The 18,879-nt window shown below is 44.2% G+C and carries 16 protein-coding genes; 12 read left to right on the forward strand and 4 right to left on the reverse strand.

The features are described 5' to 3' along the window. The first annotated feature begins 139 nt into the window (after window positions 1-139). From QYF49_RS23735 to QYF49_RS23775, 9 genes are all read left to right on the forward strand, one after another. A complete protein-coding gene (locus QYF49_RS23735; RefSeq protein WP_290402065.1) occupies window positions 140-583 on the forward strand; it encodes a JAB domain-containing protein in 444 nt (147 codons plus the stop codon). Between the two features lie 270 nt (window positions 584-853). After that, window positions 854-1,885 (forward strand): asparaginase, encoded by a 1,032-nt coding sequence (locus QYF49_RS23740; RefSeq protein ID WP_290402066.1) that lies wholly within the window; start codon window positions 854-856, stop codon window positions 1,883-1,885. 15 nt (window positions 1,886-1,900) lie between these two features. Beyond that, window positions 1,901-3,505: a glutathione ABC transporter substrate-binding protein gene (locus QYF49_RS23745; RefSeq protein ID WP_290402067.1), complete on the forward strand. Its 1,605-nt coding sequence runs from the start codon at window positions 1,901-1,903 to the stop codon at window positions 3,503-3,505. Window positions 3,506-3,564: 59 nt separating this feature from the next. Further along, on the forward strand, window positions 3,565-4,485 hold the full coding sequence (gene gsiC / locus QYF49_RS23750; RefSeq protein ID WP_290402068.1) for a glutathione ABC transporter permease GsiC: 921 nt from the start codon (window positions 3,565-3,567) through the stop codon (window positions 4,483-4,485). A gap of 59 nt (window positions 4,486-4,544) precedes the next feature. Next, window positions 4,545-5,417, forward strand: a complete 873-nt coding sequence (locus QYF49_RS23755; RefSeq protein ID WP_290402080.1) for an ABC transporter permease subunit — start codon at window positions 4,545-4,547, stop codon at window positions 5,415-5,417. A 13-nt stretch (window positions 5,418-5,430) separates the two neighbouring features. After that, window positions 5,431-6,420 carry an ABC transporter ATP-binding protein gene (locus QYF49_RS23760; protein WP_290402069.1) on the forward strand — a complete coding sequence of 330 codons (990 nt, stop codon included), beginning with the start codon at window positions 5,431-5,433 and terminating at the stop codon, window positions 6,418-6,420. 2 nt (window positions 6,421-6,422) lie between these two features. Continuing rightward, window positions 6,423-7,394, forward strand: coding sequence for an ABC transporter ATP-binding protein (locus QYF49_RS23765; protein ID WP_290402070.1), 972 nt, complete (start codon window positions 6,423-6,425; stop codon window positions 7,392-7,394). A gap of 28 nt (window positions 7,395-7,422) precedes the next feature. Next, window positions 7,423-9,120 carry a sigma 54-interacting transcriptional regulator gene (locus QYF49_RS23770; RefSeq protein ID WP_290402071.1) on the forward strand — a complete coding sequence of 566 codons (1,698 nt, stop codon included), beginning with the start codon at window positions 7,423-7,425 and terminating at the stop codon, window positions 9,118-9,120. A gap of 373 nt (window positions 9,121-9,493) precedes the next feature. Continuing rightward, on the forward strand, window positions 9,494-9,856 hold the full coding sequence (locus QYF49_RS23775; RefSeq protein ID WP_290402072.1) for a hypothetical protein: 363 nt from the start codon (window positions 9,494-9,496) through the stop codon (window positions 9,854-9,856). A gap of 421 nt (window positions 9,857-10,277) precedes the next feature. Here the strand turns inward: QYF49_RS23775 and QYF49_RS23780 are convergent, their stop codons facing one another. The 4 genes from QYF49_RS23780 to QYF49_RS23795 form a co-directional block, all read right to left on the reverse strand. After that, window positions 10,278-11,267 carry a formylglycine-generating enzyme family protein gene (locus QYF49_RS23780; protein WP_425589635.1) on the reverse strand — a complete coding sequence of 330 codons (990 nt, stop codon included), beginning with the start codon at window positions 11,265-11,267 and terminating at the stop codon, window positions 10,278-10,280. Between the two features lie 38 nt (window positions 11,268-11,305). Continuing rightward, the gene (locus QYF49_RS23785; protein ID WP_290402073.1) at window positions 11,306-12,691 is read right to left on the reverse strand and encodes a sulfatase family protein; all 1,386 of its coding nucleotides are present in this window, start codon (window positions 12,689-12,691) and stop codon (window positions 11,306-11,308) included. A gap of 30 nt (window positions 12,692-12,721) precedes the next feature. Continuing rightward, window positions 12,722-14,107, reverse strand: a complete 1,386-nt coding sequence (locus QYF49_RS23790) for a glycoside-pentoside-hexuronide (GPH):cation symporter (protein WP_290402074.1) — start codon at window positions 14,105-14,107, stop codon at window positions 12,722-12,724. A gap of 127 nt (window positions 14,108-14,234) precedes the next feature. After that, window positions 14,235-15,257 carry a LacI family DNA-binding transcriptional regulator gene (locus tag QYF49_RS23795; protein WP_290402075.1) on the reverse strand — a complete coding sequence of 341 codons (1,023 nt, stop codon included), beginning with the start codon at window positions 15,255-15,257 and terminating at the stop codon, window positions 14,235-14,237. A 982-nt stretch (window positions 15,258-16,239) separates the two neighbouring features. Here QYF49_RS23795 and QYF49_RS23800 point away from each other — a divergent pair. From QYF49_RS23800 to QYF49_RS23810, 3 genes are all read left to right on the forward strand, one after another. Continuing rightward, window positions 16,240-17,115 (forward strand): hypothetical protein, encoded by an 876-nt coding sequence (locus QYF49_RS23800; RefSeq protein WP_290402076.1) that lies wholly within the window; start codon window positions 16,240-16,242, stop codon window positions 17,113-17,115. Between the two features lie 64 nt (window positions 17,116-17,179). Continuing rightward, the gene (locus QYF49_RS23805; protein WP_290402077.1) at window positions 17,180-17,386 is read left to right on the forward strand and encodes a hypothetical protein; all 207 of its coding nucleotides are present in this window, start codon (window positions 17,180-17,182) and stop codon (window positions 17,384-17,386) included. A 762-nt stretch (window positions 17,387-18,148) separates the two neighbouring features. Beyond that, window positions 18,149-18,337, forward strand: coding sequence for a hypothetical protein (locus tag QYF49_RS23810; protein WP_290402078.1), 189 nt, complete (start codon window positions 18,149-18,151; stop codon window positions 18,335-18,337). Window positions 18,338-18,879: the final 542 nt, after the last annotated feature.

Raw genomic sequence — 18,879 nt, forward strand, 5'->3', positions numbered from 1 at the left:
GATGCTTCGCTCGCTCCGCAAATTTTGTGAACTTTTTTGAGTGAGTCATTTCAAAAAACTTCACAAACTTCAGGTCCCTTGACCCCTCTTTTCGCAAAGATTACTGCTCCTTCAAACAAAGAAGGGAGCTGTTTATACTATGGAAGCTGTTTACGAGATTCAACGCATCAAGCAAGTAATATCCGAAATTGAAGGAGGGGAGCAGTACCTGGTCCGGTCTCCCCAGGATGGAGCGAGGGTGGCCGCTTCATTTATCGGGGATGATGATCGGGAAGTGTTCTTCGTCATGTGCCTGAATACGAAGAACCGAGTAATCGCCGTGCATCGGTGCCATGTCGGGGCCCTAAATTCCAGTATCGTTCATCCGAGAGAAGTCTTCAAATCTGCCATCTTGAATAATGCCTCTTCTATCCTTGTCTATCATCAGCATCCAAGCCAGGACACCATGCCCTCCCGTGAAGATATTGAAGTCACAGGACGCTTGGCAGCTGCCGGGAAACTCATCGGTATTGAAGTTCTGGATCACTTAATCATTAATGCCAAGGCTGAGTATACCAGTCTGAAAGAAAAAGGATACCTATAATCATGGGAAGGGTTTTACCCTTCCTTTTTTATTTTCTTTTATAAAAATCTTTGAGAAGAGCCTGTTGGGCTTTTTCATATTAACGTATATCCGTATGCATACATATTTCTTAGAAAGAATAGGAATATCCTCTTGTTAAATTAATCTGATAGATTGAAATACCTACTTCAACAGACATTTAAGGAAAATTTTTTTTAAATTGGTTTAAACAGGATGTAATGTGTTGTAATATTATAAATAGTTAGAAAACTTAGAGAAAGGGGGCGTCATATGGCGTCAGTCAAAATGATAGAAGTCGTTCGTGGTGGAAGGATTGAGAGCACGCACAGCGGCCATGTGGCTGTGGTGAATGCGGAGGGAGAACTTCTCTACTCGTTAGGAGATCCGTTTCGGCCGACGTTTGCCCGGTCTTCGGTCAAGCCCATCCAGGCCATACCACTACTTGAGTCGGGAGCAGCCGAAGCTTTTGGCTATGACGAGGCGGACATTGCCTTGAGCTGTTCTTCACACAGCGGAGAGGCGCAACATACTGATCGCGTTCATGCAATTTTAAAGCGGGCTGGTATTCAGGAGGAGGCCCTTCAATGTGGGACACACATTCCCCGCTCGCATGATACATACAAGGAGCTTATCCTAGCAGGCAAAGAGCTCACACCTCTTTATAGCAACTGTTCCGGTAAGCACACCGGAATGCTTGCAACGGCAAAGTTTCTGGGTGAACCGCTTGAAAGCTATTTTTTGCCGGAGCATCCGGTGCAAAAGAGGATCAAGCGCGTCATGAGCGAATTGGCTGATTTTCCAGAGGACCAGATCGGCATCGCGGTTGACGGTTGCGGTGTTCCGGTGTTCGAGCTCCCGCTAGAACGTCTGGCTTTTGCCTTTGCCCGCCTTGCCAAGCCGGAAGCACTCGGCCCTAAAAGGCAAAAGGCAGTGGAGAGGATCACATCAGCGATGATGAAGCATCCGGAAATGGTAGGCGGAACAGGGCGATTTTGCACGGATTTTATGAAAACCACAAGAGGGCGCATGTTTGGAAAAGCGGGCGCCGAATCGGTATATTGCATCGGTGATCGCGAAACGGGCCTTGGTATTGCTTTAAAGATGGAAGATGGCAGTCCAAGAGCGATCCATCCGGCAACAGTCGAAGTATTGAAGCAACTCAACCTGCTGACAGAATCACAGGTGGAAGAGCTCATGCACCATTACCGGCCTGAACTAAAGAATGCCCGAAAGGAAACAGTCGGGGAAATTGTAGCATCCTTTGCATTACAAAATGTAAAGACGTTAATAAATCCAGCATAACGAGGGGGATGGGGAATGTTCAAGAAAAGCTTTTTATCGTTTCTGGCAGTTGTTTTCATGGTGAGCATCCTACTTGCGGGCTGTTCGAGCAATCAGCCGAGCGGTGGGGAAGAAGGACAATCGAATGTTAAAACAAAAGAGATAAAGAAGGAAGGAAAAGACATCACCATCGCGGTCGCGGAAAACTTTATCAGCATGGACCCGCATGATACGAACGATACCCTTTCCTATTCTGCTCAGAAAACGATGCTTGAAGGGCTGCTCGGCTTTGATAAAGAGATGAAGGTGATTCCGGTGCTGGCAGAAAGCTATAAAGCAAGCACAAATGCCAAGGTTTTTACGTTTAAATTGAAGCACGGAATCAAATTTCATGACGGCACTCCTTTGAATGCGGAAGCCGTTAAAGTGAACATCGACCGTCTGGCTGATCCAAACAATAACCTGAAGCGCCACAGCCTTTTTGAAATGGTTGAGAAGACTGAAGCGATCGATGAGTACACAGTCAAAGTCACCTTGAAGAAGCCGTTTGGTGCGATGATCAACAACTTTGCCCACCCAGCAGCGATGATGATCAGTCCGAAGGCACTTAAAAAATACGATAAGGAAGTAGCAAGACACCCCGTAGGCACAGGCCCTTATGTTTTTAAGGAGTGGAAGCCTGGCGACTACCTGAAAGTAGAGAAGAATGCAACCTACTGGCAGAAAGACCTTCCGAAGCTTGATTCCATCACGTTTAAGCCAGTTCCTGAAAATGGATCCCGTGTAGCGATGCTCCAGACTGGGGAAGCGGATTTCATTTATCCAGTGCCGACGGAGCAGGCGAAAGCAATCAACGGGAAAAAGGGGATCGTAGTTGAAAACGATCCGTCCATCGTTGTCCGCTATATGTCCATGAACACCATGAAGAAGCCGTTCAGCGAAAAGAAGGTGCGACAGGCCATGAACTATGCAGTGAATAAAGAGGCGTTTATGAAAGTCGTCATGCAGGGTTATGCCGACAAGATGGACTCTGTTATCGCACCAGAAACGCAGTTCTATTCCGCACAGAAAACGTATGACTTTAACATTGAAAAAGCAAAAAAGCTATTGAAAGAAGCAGGATATGAAAATGGCTTCACCGCAAAAATCTGGGGTTCTAACACATCAAGCGCCCAAAAGGCGATGGAGTTCCTGCAGCAGCAGCTTTCACAGGTTAACATCAAGCTCAAGATTGAACCTATGGAAGCCGGTACGATGTCTGAAAAAATCTGGTCTGTAGATGATCCAAAGAAAGCGAATATTGAACTGTACTACGGCGGTTGGTCGCCATCTACCGGTGATGCGGACTGGGGGGTTAGGCCACTTCTCGGAGGCAAGGATGCATTCCCGCCTAAGTCTTACAATACCGCATATTTTGATAATGGAAAATCAAATGAACTTTTAAATCAAGCTCTTCAAACTGCAGACCCTAAAGTTCGCGAAGAAGCGTACGCAAAGCTTCAAACCTTGCTGTGGGAGGAAGCACCCTGGGTGTTCCTTTCTGTCGACCATACGATGCTCGGTAAGCGTGAATATTTAAAAGGTGTAACCCTTCTCCCAGATGGTTCATTGACTGTGACTGACGGAGAAATCGTACAATAATAGTTTAATTGGGCGCTGGTAACAGCGCTCAATTACTATCCGTTAGGGAGGTAGTCCTATTGTTTCAATACTTTATAAAACGGCTTGCAGGCATTATACCGATCCTTATGATTGTTTCGATTTTTATCTTTTTGTTTGTGCATATGATACCCGGTGATCCCGCAAGGCTCGTTGCCGGGCAGGACGCCACCCAGCAGGATGTAGAGTCGGTGCGCAAGCAACTCGAGCTTGATAAGCCGCTGCATCAGCAGTATCTGTCTTTCGTCACCAATATGATCCATGGCGATTTTGGTCATTCTCTAAAGACGAAAAGGCCCGTTATTGAAGAAATCCAGTCTCGTTTTATGCCAACTTTTTGGCTTAGCGTGTGGAGCATGGTGTGGGCCGTTCTCTTTGGCCTGTTGATCGGGGTGGTTTCAGCAAGCAAGCGAAACAAGTGGCAGGATTATGCCGGAATGTTTGGTGCGGTAGCGGGAATTTCACTTCCATCCTTCTGGATGGGCCTTATGCTGATCCAGCTCTTTTCGGTAAAGCTTGGATGGTTTCCGACAGGCGGACTCGATTCCTGGAAGAGCTACGTTCTTCCATCCCTGACACTAGGGGCAGGTGTCGCAGCCGTCATCGCTCGTTTTACCCGTTCTTCTCTCATGGATATTTTAAAAGAAGATTATATTCGTACAGGAAGGGCAAAGGGGCTCCATGAAAGAAAAGTGGTCTGGGACCACGGCCTAAAGAATGCGCTGATTCCAGTCGTGACGATGACGGGGCTACAGTTCGGTTTCCTTCTGGGTGGATCCATTGTTATCGAAACGGTTTTTGGCTGGCCTGGACTCGGTCGCCTTTTGGTCGACTCGGTTTCTTTTCGGGATTATCCGGTGATCCAGTCCTTGATGCTTTTGTTTGCTCTTGAATTTATCATTATTAATTTAATCGTTGACCTTTTATACGGTGTGATGAATCCACAGATCCGGTACGAGTGAAGGAGGTATAGAACGTGGTACAGGCAAATTTGGCACATCAGCCCAAGGACAAGACCGAACTGGCCAGACCTCAGCCCGTCCAGGTAAAGGCGCGCACTCCTCTTTCGGAGTTCTGGCGGAAGTTCAAAAAGCAAAAGATGGCGCTCGTAGCAGGGTCTTTTGTCCTTGCTTTGATGCTTATCGCGTTGGTCGGGCCTTATATTGCTCCATATAGCTCCAAAGAATTTGATTATGAATCTATCCTTGCAGGCCCGTCTCTCCACCATTGGATGGGGACGGATGCTTACGGCCGTGATATATTCAGCCGTGTATTGGAAGGGACGAGAATCTCTCTGTTCGTCGGCCTCTTCTCTGTCTTGTTCGGAGCGCTCGGCGGCACCATTCTCGGCATCATTGCTGGTTTCTACGGCAAATGGATCGACAGTGTCATCATGCGAATCTGTGATGTTTTGTTTGCTTTTCCGGGAATCCTGCTTGCTATCGGCATCATTGCTATCCTGGGTCCTGGGCTCTCGAACGTCATTATTGCGGTCTCCATTTTCAGTGTTCCGATTTTTGCGCGCATTGTGAGGAGCAGCACCTTGTCGGTGAAAGCCACGCTTTATGTGGAAGCGACAAAATCTCTTGGCGCAAAAAACAGCCGGTTGATCTGGAAGCATATTTTCCCTGGAACGGTTTCGAGTATCATTGTTTACTTCACAATGAGAATTGGCACATCGATTCTGACTGCAGCAAGTTTGAGCTTCCTTGGTCTCGGGGCACAGCCTCCTACACCAGAATGGGGAGCAATGCTCAGCTCCGGTAGGGATTATTTGAATACGGCACCGCATGTCGTATTTTATCCGGGTATGGCGATTTTCGTGACGGTGCTTGCGTTCAACCTGCTTGGTGACGGGCTTCGCGATGCGCTTGACCCTAAAATTAAGGATTAAAGGGAGCGGTGGCATGAGGGATAAGTTACTGACTATAGAAAACTTGAAAACTCACTTTTTTAGTGATGATGGTATCGTTCCGGCTGTTGATGGTGTAAATATTACCATAAAAAAAGGGGAAACAGTCGGGATTGTTGGAGAATCCGGCTGCGGTAAAAGTGTGACCTCGCTTTCCGTTATGCGTCTTTTAAAAGATACGCCAGGAAGAGTCGTTGGCGGTTCCATCCAATTCAAAGGAAAGGACCTGTTATCTCTGTCTGACAGAGAAATGAGGAACATCCGCGGGAACGAGATTGCGATGATCTTCCAGGAACCGATGACATCCCTTAATCCTGTCCTGACGATCGGAAGACAGATCAAGGAGGCTGTCGGTCTCCACCTCGGATTGGAAGGCAAGAAAGCACACGAGCATGTGATCGAAATGCTGAAGCTCGTAGGAATTCCGCGGGCAGAGGAGATTGTGAACGAGTACCCGCACCAGCTTTCGGGCGGGATGCGGCAGAGGGTCATGATCGCAATGGCGATGTCGTGCAAGCCGAAGCTTCTGATTGCGGATGAACCGACGACCGCCCTTGACGTTACGATTCAGGCACAGATTCTTGAGTTGATGAAGAAGTTGAGTGCGGAAGAAGAAACGGCGATCATGCTGATCACTCATGACCTTGGTGTGGTGGCAGAGATGTGTGACAGGGTGGTCGTCATGTACGCGGGAAAGGTGGTAGAAGAAGCGGATATCTATGAACTATTTGAAAATCCGAAGCACCCGTATACAAAGGGTCTCCTTCAGTCTATCCCGAAGCTTCGCGAAAAGAAAAACCGTCTTGGTTCAATTCCGGGCACCGTACCGAATCCGTTAGAACGGCCACCTGGCTGCAAGTTCGCACCGAGGTGTTCTGAAGTTTTCGACCTCTGCCGGGAAGTGGAACCGGAGTTATTACCGGTTGGAGCTGACCACCAGTGCCGATGTTTATTGTATCAACGAGACCTGGTTAAGGAGGCATAAACATGACCGTCGCCCCATTGATTGAAGTTAAAAATATTAAAAAGTACTTTCCTTATAAAAAAGGGCTGTTCGGCAAGAAAGGGTTCGTGAAAGCAGTGGACGGTGTTTCCTTTTCCGTAAACAAAGGGGAAACCTTCGGGCTAGTCGGCGAGAGCGGCTGTGGAAAATCAACAACGGGCCGGATGATTATGAATCTGCTGGAACCAACCGAAGGGGCGATCATCTTTGAAGGGCATGACCTTGGAAGCCTGAACGAGAATGAGGTGAGGGATCTTCGCAAGGACTTCCAGATGATTTTCCAGGATCCGTATGCATCCCTCAATCCAAGGATGAGAGTAAAAGAAATCATCGCTGAGCCCCTCGTGATCCATGGCTTGTTGAATGGAAAACAACGCGAAAAACGGGTCCATGAATTGCTTGAGGTCGTGGGACTGAGTTCATACCATGGAGAGCGTTATCCCCATGAATTCAGCGGCGGGCAGAGACAAAGAATTGGGATCGCGAGAGCGCTTGCCGTAAATCCAAAACTGATAATCGCTGATGAGCCGGTCTCGGCACTGGATGTTTCCATCCAGTCTCAAATTCTTAACCTGCTACAGGATCTGCAGGAGGAATTTGGGCTGACCTATGTGTTTATCGCTCATGATTTAAGCGTAGTCGAACACATCAGCAGCCGGATCGGGGTAATGTACCTTGGCCGGATGGTCGAGCTGGCGGACAAGGATTCCCTCTATGAAGAGCCGCTCCATCCATATACACAGTCGTTGATCTCAGCGGTTCCGATTCCGAATCCGAGGATAAAGCGTGAGCGGATTGTATTGCAGGGAGATATTCCAAGTCCATCGAACCCGCCCTCAGGGTGTACCTTCCATACGCGCTGCCCATTTGTGACGGATCTTTGTAAATCGCAGATTCCAGCCTTTAAAGAAACGCGCCCTGGACATTTTACGGCATGCCATCTATACAACGACTGACAGAACGACCCATAAAGCAGGTGGAGGAATGGATCGAAAGCTAGTAATCATTACGATCGAAGAGGAATACATGTCACTGATCTCCAAACAAATGGTTGATATCGTCGGTGATATGGTTCAAGTGCGATCAATTACTGTAAAAGATTTACAAACAAATACAGTGGAGCCCGGTGATATTGTATTATTATCGGGCCCTTTTTTAAAAGAGCTCGTGAAGCCTTATTTGTATGATGGAACCGTATGCCTTATTGGCAAGCGTTCGGTTAACATCGTCAATTTGAAAAAAGTGATCGACCTTTCGAAAGGGCAACATATCCTAGTCGTGAATGACAATAGGATCAACACGGAACAAACAGTGGAGACCCTTCAGGAAATCGTCTTTGAGCACACCTATTACCCATACTATCCTGATCAGCCGCTACCAGGTAAAATCGACTATGTGTTGACGCCCGGTGAAAAGCACCTTGTGCCGACAGGATTGGCAGAAGTGATTGATATTGGCCCCCGTGTGGTGGCTCTTGAGACCGTGTATGAGCTGTTTCAAGTTCTTGGGTTAGAGGATAAGCACTCGTTGGTGATTAAGCGCTACATGAAGTCCCTTCTTTCGATTACGAAAGTGGAAAAGCAAAGGGAATACTTTCGAAACATCACGGAAAACGCAAACGCGCAGAATACTGCACGCTTTACGTTTGGCAGAATCGTTGCCTTCAATCCAGTGATGAAGAGTGTTATAGAAAGTGCCCGGAATGCGGCAAAAGTGAGCTGTCCAATTTACATAACAGGAGAGACAGGTACAGGGAAGAGTGTGATTGCTGAAGCGATTTATAATGGTTCGGGGTCTAGCAGAGGACCATTCTTATCTCTGAACTGTTCGACGAGAACCGTTGAGATGTTGGAGAAAGATCTTTTCGGCGAAGAGTCGGAGGAGGGCTGCCTTCCTGGTTTTATTGAGAGGGCAGATGGTGGCACGCTTCTATTAAAAACAGTGGAAGGTCTTTCACTTTCGATACAAGCAAAACTCCTGCATCTCCTAGAAACAGGTGAATTCTTGAGGAAAGGCGGACAGTATCCTGTCAAGGCGGATGTTCGGATAATCACAACGAGCTCCGAGGACCTGCTTAGGTTAGTCACCGAAGAAAAGTTCCGAAGGGATTTGTATTTTCAACTCTCCGCACTCACGCTGTCGCTGCCATCTCTAAAGACGAGGAAAGAAGATATCGTACCACTCGTGGAAAGCTTCAAGAAGTCGCTTAACAAAGAGAAAATAGTGTTTACCCCGTGTGCCATTGAATCAATGCAAGAGTATGAATGGCCAGGCAATGTGCGCGAGCTTCATAATGTTGTCTATTATTGTGTCTGCCTCGGCAAGAAAAAAATAGAGAAACAAGATCTTCCTCATTTTGTAAAAGGGGAGGGGAAAACAGGTAGGGATGAAGGAGCAGAGGATGAACGCATCATCCAAAAGATCGAGGAGCACGGGTTTTTGGATGAGAGCCTGTTAATATTGCAAATCTTTGCAGAAGGTAAGAAGAAGCGTGAGTCGTATGGCAGGCCGACTGTAGCGTCGATGCTAAAGACAAAAGGTATCCTGCTTACCGAACAGCAGCTGAGGATGAGGCTTCAGGTGTTGGGGGAACTCGGGCTCCTGCTTATTAGACAGGGTCGCGCTGGCACGACGATTTCCCGCAATGGGGAGCAATTCCTGCAAAATATGGTGAAAACTTAATCATGAAGAAAACAGAACAGAGCGGGAGAAATCTCGCTTCTTTAATGGGCTTTACCAAAAAGATGTTAAGGTTTTCTCGTCGGAAGTGAAACCCATTAGCAGTTACTATGACCTATTGATAATCGCGGGATGATGCTCAAGCAAAAATGCATTAAACACAAAGTTACATGTTTAGAAAAAGACTTAATTGATTTAAGGGAAACACAGATTTTGGAAAGTTGAATTTAGAAAAGTTGTTATTTATGGTGGAATACAGAGGATATGTTACAAATCCTAATCATCCTGATTTAAACTTACACCAATTAGTGACGATATTATAAGGTAAAAGTCGTATAATAAGATATGAAAAAACTAGTGAAGGGTGGCAAACACCATGAGTAAAGTCAAAACACTAGAATATAGTTTTGCACTTCAATCATTTCTAAATAAAGTTCAGAAGGAATATGTATATCAGAAAAATGGAGGAACCTCTTACCGAGAAACCACCTCAGAGTTATCTTTACATTTAGCACACCAAGTAAATGACATTGTACCATTTTTGGATAGGGATAGGGCAAAAACAACTGTAGAAACCTTGAGACCTGAGCTAGATAAGTATCGCAAGGAAGATATGGCTAAATTCTTGTATTATGTTGCGAAAGACCTCAATGGTAATGCCACACTATCACAGGATGTTTTAAATTACGTCAATCAAAAAAGAAAAAACAGAAGACCACTATCTTTTGTTAAAGCATAAAAGAAAAAGAGCCCTAATAATTATCTTTTCAGCATTGTGGCATCCCTGAATGAAGATGTTTCACTTAATTCTGAAAGATTTTTACAAGATAAAGGGGAACAATACCGTTCAGGTTATATTAGTCTTCGCCACAAATTTCAACAGGCAGTATTGGTCGGGCACTTCATTTACAATGTCTAAAGATCCACGTAATTTTTTTCAACGGTTTGCAATTAGCCATAACAATACAGGTATCTTTAATAAATATCATTTTATTAGAGAGTGCTACAAAAGGCCGAACTAAATCGGTCTTTTTTTTTGGTAATAACACAAAAAGCAGAGTGAATTCATATGCGAATTACCCTGCTATTATATGTGTTTTTATAGTTGAGGGTACTCCAAAAGTGGCTTGAAAGTTTAAAGGACTTTTATTTTGTATTAATCATGCATCGGCCGCACACCTGAAACCTATATTTCCGGATGAGCTGTCGGGTGTATTATGACTCCGTGCGCCTACGCGGTATCGGTTGCAGTAGGATTTATGACATAAATAGGAACCGCCTCGCATGACGCGTGATTTTCCTTTTGGAGGTCCGACAGGATTTACCCTCGACCCAGTGAGGTGGAAATTCGGGCTGAACCAATCGGAGCACCATTCCCACACATTTCCTGAGACGTTGTATAGACCAAAGCCGTTTGGCAGGAACGCATCCACAGGAGCGGTTGCTAAAAAACCATCGCTCCTATCATTTTTAACCGGAAATTGGCCCTGCCAGATATTGCACTGATGCTGACCTTCCGGCTTTAACTCATCGCCCCATGGATAGTTTTTTTGCTCAAGCCCTCCTCTGGCCGCATATTCCCACTCCGTTTCGGTAGGCAGTCTGACACCTGCCCAATGGCAATAAGCTAGTGCATCATTCCACGATATATGAATGACAGGATGATCCATACGCAAGGAAAGGTTGGAATCCGGTCCCTCAGGATGTTTCCAGTTGGCACCGGACACTGGCAGCCACCAAGGCGTATCTTGGGGGACTTGAGTCACGGTGCGTGCGACCGCAGGTGATACAAACATATGAAAAACAAAGGACCAGCCAAAATGTTCGGCTTCTGTTATATATCCTGTGTCTTCAATAAAACGGGCGAAATGTTTGTTGCTGACCGCATAGGGATCGATATAAAAGGGTCGAAGTTTTACCCTGCGAACAGGGCCTTCACCGTCTGCTGCAAAACCTTCATCATCTTCACTACCCATCAGAAAATCGCCTCCAGACAAGTGGACCATATGAGTTTTCGCATGCGATTTTTCTAATGAGTCGGAGACGGGGAGTGGTGGCATGTCCTTTTCCTTTTTGGATATTCCGGGTACATTGGATCCGATTTCTCGTCTGCCTGCCGCGCAGCAGACATGAGTGGGTTTAGAATTCATGGATAACCTCCTCCGAATTTCCAAGTGTAGCTATCAATCTACGAATTTTTTTGTCCTCTGGATGATATCTCCTGTTCTCGGCCCTTGTAAGTCGTTCCCATGTCCAATTCTTGCTGCCATTCCGGGGCTTCCTTTCCTGGAACGGCTCCTTTTAGGAGAGGATCATTGGTTGTGACCATCCATTCCTCTACACGGCCTCTTAAATCTTGCAACAGCTCCGCATATTCATCATTATTCGCGAGATTATGTTCTTCCAATGGATCCAAGAGTAAATCATATAGTTCTTCTGATACATTGGGGGTGTAATAGTCATCCCTGACCGACTGTCCGGATAAACTGCGATGAATATCGAGGGGAAGATAGACTGCCGGGCCATCTTCAAAGTTTCGAATATATTTGTAACGATCGGTTCTAATGCCCCTCATAGGATGATAACGATCGTGCCACGTTAATTCGCAGAAAAATTCCTCCCTGGGTGTAAAAGGCTTTTCTTTTAGCAGGGGCAAGAAACTTCTGCCATCCAATCCCGGAGGAATGTCCGCCCCCGCCGCTTCAAGCAACGTTGGCATCAAATCCACATTGCAAAGCAGTTCCTCCTGCACTTTTCCGCCCTGGACCTCCCCTGGCCAGTTCATGATTAAGGCAGTTTCCAATCCTGCATCCAACAAGGTCCCTTTTGCCCTGGGAAATGCAATACCATGATCCGTCGTGTACAAAAGCAATGTATTTTTATCAAGTCCCGTTTCCTGAAGGGCACGGTGAATTCGTTCGATGCCTTCATCCAATGTTTTAACGGACGCCTGGAATTGGGCTACGTCGCGTCGCACCTCTGGTGTGTCCGGCAAGTAATCCGGTACAGCAATGGAATCATCAGGATCTGCCTGTGGTTCGTAGGCATCAAAATCGCGGTGAGTTTCAAAAAAACCAACAGATGCGAAGAACGGACATTCCTGGCCTGAGGAAGCCTGCTCCTGCAAAAATTGAATCGTTTTATCAGCCACAAGCGGCGCCAGGTTACCATCCGGGTTTCCGGGGCCTCCCACTTCAATAATTCTTTTGTATCCAAGTTTTCCGGATGACGTGAATGCACTCCCTCCAGGCTGCCCGATCGTTTCATGACTCAATCCGATCAAAACGGTTTCATAACCTGCTTTGTCGAGTTCCTTCGGGAGCGTTGTTTTATCTTCAGTGATGGTGAAGCCTAAATGGGATAAGCCTATCATGCCGTGGTTATGCGCGTACAAACCGGTCATAATGCTGCCGCGGCTCGGACTGCATTGAGGCGCGGAGCAGAAATAGTTGTCAAACCTGACCCCATTGTCTGCTATCTTATCAATGGCTGGGGTTGCGACTTGTCGGCCATAGCAGCCCAGGTAACGACCCGTATCATGTGAAATCATCAAAATAATATTAGGCTTTGTCATAGTGTTCTCCTCTCTTTACATTTCTTAGTTTTACTTCGCATGGATGGTTTTCTGGTCATCGGTAGATAACGAGACCTTGCGAGAAGCGATCTCTGCCACATATTTTGTAAACATTTTTTCATTAAGACCGTACATCGCAAGAATAATCACGCAAAGAATTGCACCAGTTACCGGGATCAAACTGACAATGGCTTTTATTCCGTTTAAAGCACCTTCGGATTGAACGGCATTGGGGACATAACCCACTGCAGACAGAATGCTTCCTGATAATTTGGCAGAGATGGCCTGGGCGAACAGTTGAACAAAGATAAAGGTAGAATAAATCGTACCCTCCGCCCGTACACCGGTTTTCCATTCCCCGTATTCAATCGTATCAGGGACCATGGCCCACAAGAGAGGTATGGCCATGCCATATCCTAAATAGCTTATACCCCCCAGTATAAATATCATAGACACGCTGGATGCTGTGAAATAAAATCCGAGCAGACTGAAGATGATGAGGAATTGGCTGATGATTCCGACATTTCTTTTGCCGATTTTGCTTACAAGAAAGGGATTTATTACAATGCCGACAAGCTGAATCGCAAATCCAACCAATGAGTACACAGAAAACATATCGGCCTGACCCATATTATATTTAAAAAAGTACAATACAGATGAATTTTTCGTAATTAAGGTTAATTGGAATACAAAAATAAAGCTGAGCAACAGCAGTAAATATTTGTTGAGGAAGACCGTGCTCATTTGTTTGGATAAAGTTAGAGGTGCGGTTTCCGATTTTGGCGTGTCTCGCGGAGTATGGCCAATTCCTTTGGTGCCCAGGAACGTAATCAGGAGGGTAAGAATCAGAATCGCACCATAACCAATGTACACCATTTGGAATCCAGCTTTTTCTGTTGCGAAGAGATGGATTAACGGAAGGGTGGCGCTGCTTACGAAGAGTCCTCCGAACTGTCCGAGAAATACCTTGATGGAGGAAATCTGCGATCTGACTTGATAATCATTGGACATGCTGGCGAGGACTGAACTGTAAGGAACATTGATAACGGAGTAGATGATATTAAAAAGAATGTAGGTGATATATGCATAAAGCAGCTTGCCTGATGTGTCTAAAGAAGGGACAGTAAAAATCATAACTCCGATTGCGGCGAGAGGAAGGCAGCCAAACAGGAAATAAGGGCGGAACTTGCCCCATCTGCTATACGTTCGATCTACCAGAACGCCCATTGTGGGGTTAATGATCAAATTGACGAGCTGTGCCGCAAACATCAAAGTGCCGGCAGCCGCAGCGGTGATTCCCATATTGTCTGTATAGAAATACAAAAGATAGGTTGATACAGAGCTAAAGAATAGATTAAGACCGAAATTACCGGCACCATAACTAAGCGCTTGTTTAATATTCACTCGCAATTTCAATTTCTATCCTCTCCGTTCTGATAGGAATGGTGTGCTAAAATCTATTGATTATTGACAAAACTGAATACACAAAAATACTTGTCATGCTATGAAAAGCTTTTCATAGCGGATAAAAAAGGGTTCGGCATCAAACAGACTCATGGTTCCTCATTTTTACTGATTGTCGCTCCACAATTTGGTGGTCCACATATGTCCGTAATTCTGGTACATGCTCCTTCTGGATTAAATGATCCAGCTTTTCCACTGCCAAATATCCGATTTCATAGAGGGGTTGTCCGACAGTTGTCAGTTTTGGTATGGACATTTGGGATAATCGCAAGTTGTCAAACCCAATGACCGAGATATCCTCGGGTACTGACTTTCCCTTTTCGTGCAGGTAAGAGATCGCGCCTAGCGCCCTTTCATCGCCAGCCGCAAAGACCGCCGTAATATCGGGATACTTTTCAAGCAGTTTGTGCATGGCATGGTAACCATCTTCGAACTTGTATGACCCAAACTCGACCAGCTTTTCCATGTCAGCTTCCATTTGATGGACCTTAAGGGCCCTAAGAAAGCCTTGAAGGCGGGGCATCGCGGTTACCTGGTCTGTAATGGACCCACAGATCATACCAATTTGGCGATGGCCGTTTTTGATCAAATATTCCGTCGCGTCGTAGCTCGCTTGCTCGTCATTGACTTTAACGGACGGGAGATCGTACTCAAGGCTGTGTGTAGCAGCTAGGACAATGGGGATCTGAAGCTTAAGAAACAATTCATGATAATCGGGATAGATCGGTTCACTAGTAAATATCAATCCATCAATTTGTTTCTCTTTCAAGACGCTCAGGCTTTCCATCATTCTCGTTTTGTTGTTATCGGTATTGCACAAAATCAGGTTGTAGTTCTGATCATGAGCTGCAGCCTCCATTCCGTGTAACATTTCGGAGTAAAACATATTCGAAATGTCAGGAATGAGTACACCGAGAGATTTTGTCCTTTTGAATATCAGCCCCCTCGCCAATGCATTGGGCATGTAATTAAGCTCCCTTATTGCGTTCAGGACTTTGTCTCTCGTTTCTTTGGCTACTTTATCGGGCATATTCATTACCCTTGAGACCGTACTAATGGAAACGGCAGCATGCCGTGCTACATCTTTGATATTTGAGCTCATAGGGTGCTGCACATCTCCTTCTGCTTAAAGACAAAATTGAGCGAAACCTTTTCGCCATTATAATTTCTTTTTATTAGTGAGTCAATTCAAAATTTTTAAACAATTCGATAGGAATTGTCGGATATGGATAGGCTCTGATTTTTATTTTTTCAGTAGTTAGTTGCAATGCTATAAAGCAGTGCGCTCCTCTCTCTATGTTTTTAAAAGGTTGATATTCCAATCGCTCCAATTGTTTGAAGGTTTCCGTTAGAAGACTAAAAAAGGACCGTGAACGATGCCTTTTGCCGTATCGGTGAAGGATCGGATCGCTCCTCGTTGAACTCGTGAAAATTCAGCATGGGATAAATGAACTTCTTAAATTCGGTGAATTCATTATTGGTAAGCGCTGGAGTGATCCCTGTACTGCTTTCGGCAAAAACAAAATGTGAATCAGCGTCGAACAAACGGATTCCTTTACAGTCACCATCTTGAGCAGACCTGCTCTTCCACGGATGTAGAGGGAATGCTAGGAAGAGCTGGGGTGGCTGGATGGGCCGGCCGGAATACCAAAAAACAAGCGACCACAAAGATTGCCAATAAGAGTACAGCTAGTAACCATTTATTACTAATCTCCATAAGCCCCCGTTTCAACTTTATTTTAAAGAATTCCGTTTCCGTTAGGTTTTTCCTTTTTGTTACCCATCATATGTTGCCTTTGAAATGAGGAAATAGGTCTTTGGCAGGATATGGATAGACGAACCAGAGAAGCGATTTTATAATAAATGGAGAAAACGTTTACAGAGGAAGGATCCATAAACAGGTGGGGGAGGTGTTGTGAATAAACAATGCGATTTCTGCTGTGATTTGATATGCGTTTTATAATTGTGCACCTCAAAACTGAACCCATTATTCAAAAAAAGGTGCGTTTTTTGTTTAAAAGGAAGGTATTAGAAGCTTGAATCGAGAAGACTGAGGAATAAGTTGCTATGAGGGAGTCAAGCGAATGAAAGAAAAAACTATAGTCTTTTGGGATAGAATGATCAATAAGGTCAACCCCGTATGGAAATGGATGCAACAAAATAAAGATAAGATTTATTATGCCGTTATTTCAATATTCTTTATAGCGGCAGTTGTTTACGCCATAAAAGGATACTATTATAATCATTCACTTCCAACTGTAAAAGACGGAAATGACCTAATGGGGAGAATCTTCAGTCCTTTCATATTAGCGGTCTTGCGATTTGTTTTAGTGATGCTATTAGGAATTTTCGTAGCAATGAATCTAATTGCAAATCCACTTAAGAGGATAAAGGTAATGCAGTTTGAAGTGGAGTTCGCAGAATTAGCAAAAGTCCAAGAAAAACAACTCAATCAATTTCATTTCATATCAAGCGTGTTGAAACAAAATGACTATTTTATAAGAAAATTTAAACATTCACCAGAGGTTCCGTATGAACTAGTACTAAGAGAAATTCTGATGAAATACGAAGAGTTTTTTGACTCCGAGCTCCAAATTAGTCTTTCTGCTCAAGTTTCAGAATATCTAGGAGACAACGACTATTTCTCAAATCAGGAGTACAACAGATTAGCCAACTTATTGTACAATGAACAGGATACTGACAGAAAGATCATCACAAGGAAGAAAATGTTTGGTGACACCAATTTTATGATGGCTGCTAGAGAGGAATTAACAGGTAACTACATAGTCTTGATTGAGAGCAAAGAACACATCTTTACTGATTATGATAAGGAAGTATTGAAAGGAATCTTTGAGTACAGCAAGATCGTTACGGACAGCATTATGCTATTGTCAGTGAATGATGATGATTTACAAGAAGCTATACTTTTTAACTCAACAGAGTTAACAGATAATGATTAATAATCACCTGTTTGCAACTGCTTAATAATGGGTATACAATAGATACAAAGGAGTGTGTAGAACAATGAGCACTTTACATAAATCGGCTCCACGAGAAATAGAAAAGTCAACAGACAATAATAGAAAACTTACAAAAGAGCAATACAGAGCTATATTATTGCATAACTATGCGAAAAATAATAACCTTGAATTTGATATCAACAAAGTAAAGGTATCTAAAAATGACCCTGTACTCAGTACAGTTAACAACATTTTAACTTCTATCAAATAAAAAAAGCCCTGTTAAATTTTAGGGCTTTTTAATATGGGTAAAAGGGAAGGTACTAGATGTTTGATCGTATCCATAGGAGTGGGATATGATATCTTATTTAATTTGAAATCAGCTTTTTCGTAACTACTCAATCGTTTTAACAGTTGTTCTTTATATTCACTTTTCGTTATCTTATTCACGGCCGTTCACCTCTATGTTTTAATACCTTAGTTTATGTAGTGCAGTTCGATATATGTATATTCTTTATTCAAAAAATAGTTAATCCCTATTTCTTATTGCATCATATCCTAGAGTAAATGGTCAAGGAGCGGTAATATGCCAAAAGGGTAAGGGTATGCGAGGCCTCCGAAAAAAAGTAGAAGTGCAATTAACATTGGACCTTTAACAGCAGTGGAAACGAAAGATTTCTATATTAGTAAAAATATTTGTGTATGGATTACAGATCTTTATATTCACTTAAAACTTCGCAGTTAAAAACTTTGGTGCGTTAGTTGAAGAAAGACATCTAAATTAGGTGTCTTTTATATTTAGCCTAAATAGCAACAATCTTTTAGAAAACAGCTTTAATGAAAAACCCTCAACAGTAAAGGGTTCCGTTTTGAGGTGCATTATCAAAATTAAAATGTTGGAAATGACATTGGTTTTGACATTGTAATTGTCTGAGGTTAAATACAAAAAAGACTCGTCATTGACGAGTCTTCAGCTTGTAGACAAAGTCCCATGTCTACAAGCTGAGCACTGCTAATTGCAGTGCTTTTTTTATTGCTAATTAATATGCGATTCATATTTGCCATCGCAGGCTTTGTGCCGATCATGTGGGGAGCCATGGCGGAATCATTCAGCCCGTCACCTTGGGTATCCGGCGGATTTATGATGGCTGGTTTAACTCTTTCAATTGTTTTGAGTGTGTTTATGCCTGGATCGAGAAAAAGGCATAATCTTCAGCAATAGCACAAGGCAAATACCATTGCTATTTCTTCCAAAGCGGACAAACCGCTCTGATTATATTGGCAGTAGCCATCTCAGGAATTGGTCCGGGTATGGTCTACGGGCCACAAGCAGCATTAATCGTTGAGAATTTTCCACTTCATTTGCGTTATAGCGGTTCATCGCTCGCTTATCAATTTGCCTCCATTATAGGTGGAGGAATGGCACCTATTATTCGCTGTTCTTATTGCATGAATTCGGAAGTACGGTTCCTATCAGTATTTATATTATGATTTGCTGTGTTATTTCAATTTTTTCTGTCTCCGCCTTAAGCAAGATTAATAGCATGAATAATGATAATATTACAACCGCAAAAGTTGAAAATATCGCTAAAAGTGGGACGTAGAATCAAACAAAGGTCCCAAGGGTTGAGCTGTTCGCCCATTAAAGCGGTACGCGAGCTGGGTTCAGAACGTCGTGAGACAATTCGGTCCCTATCCGTCGCGGGCGAAGGAAATTTGAGAGGAGCTGTCCTTAGTACGAGAGGACCGGGATGGACACACCGC

The sequence above is a fragment of the Fictibacillus terranigra genome, assembly GCF_030412265.1.
Taxonomy (GTDB): Bacteria; Bacillota; Bacilli; order Bacillales; family Fictibacillaceae; genus Fictibacillus_C; species Fictibacillus_C terrinigri.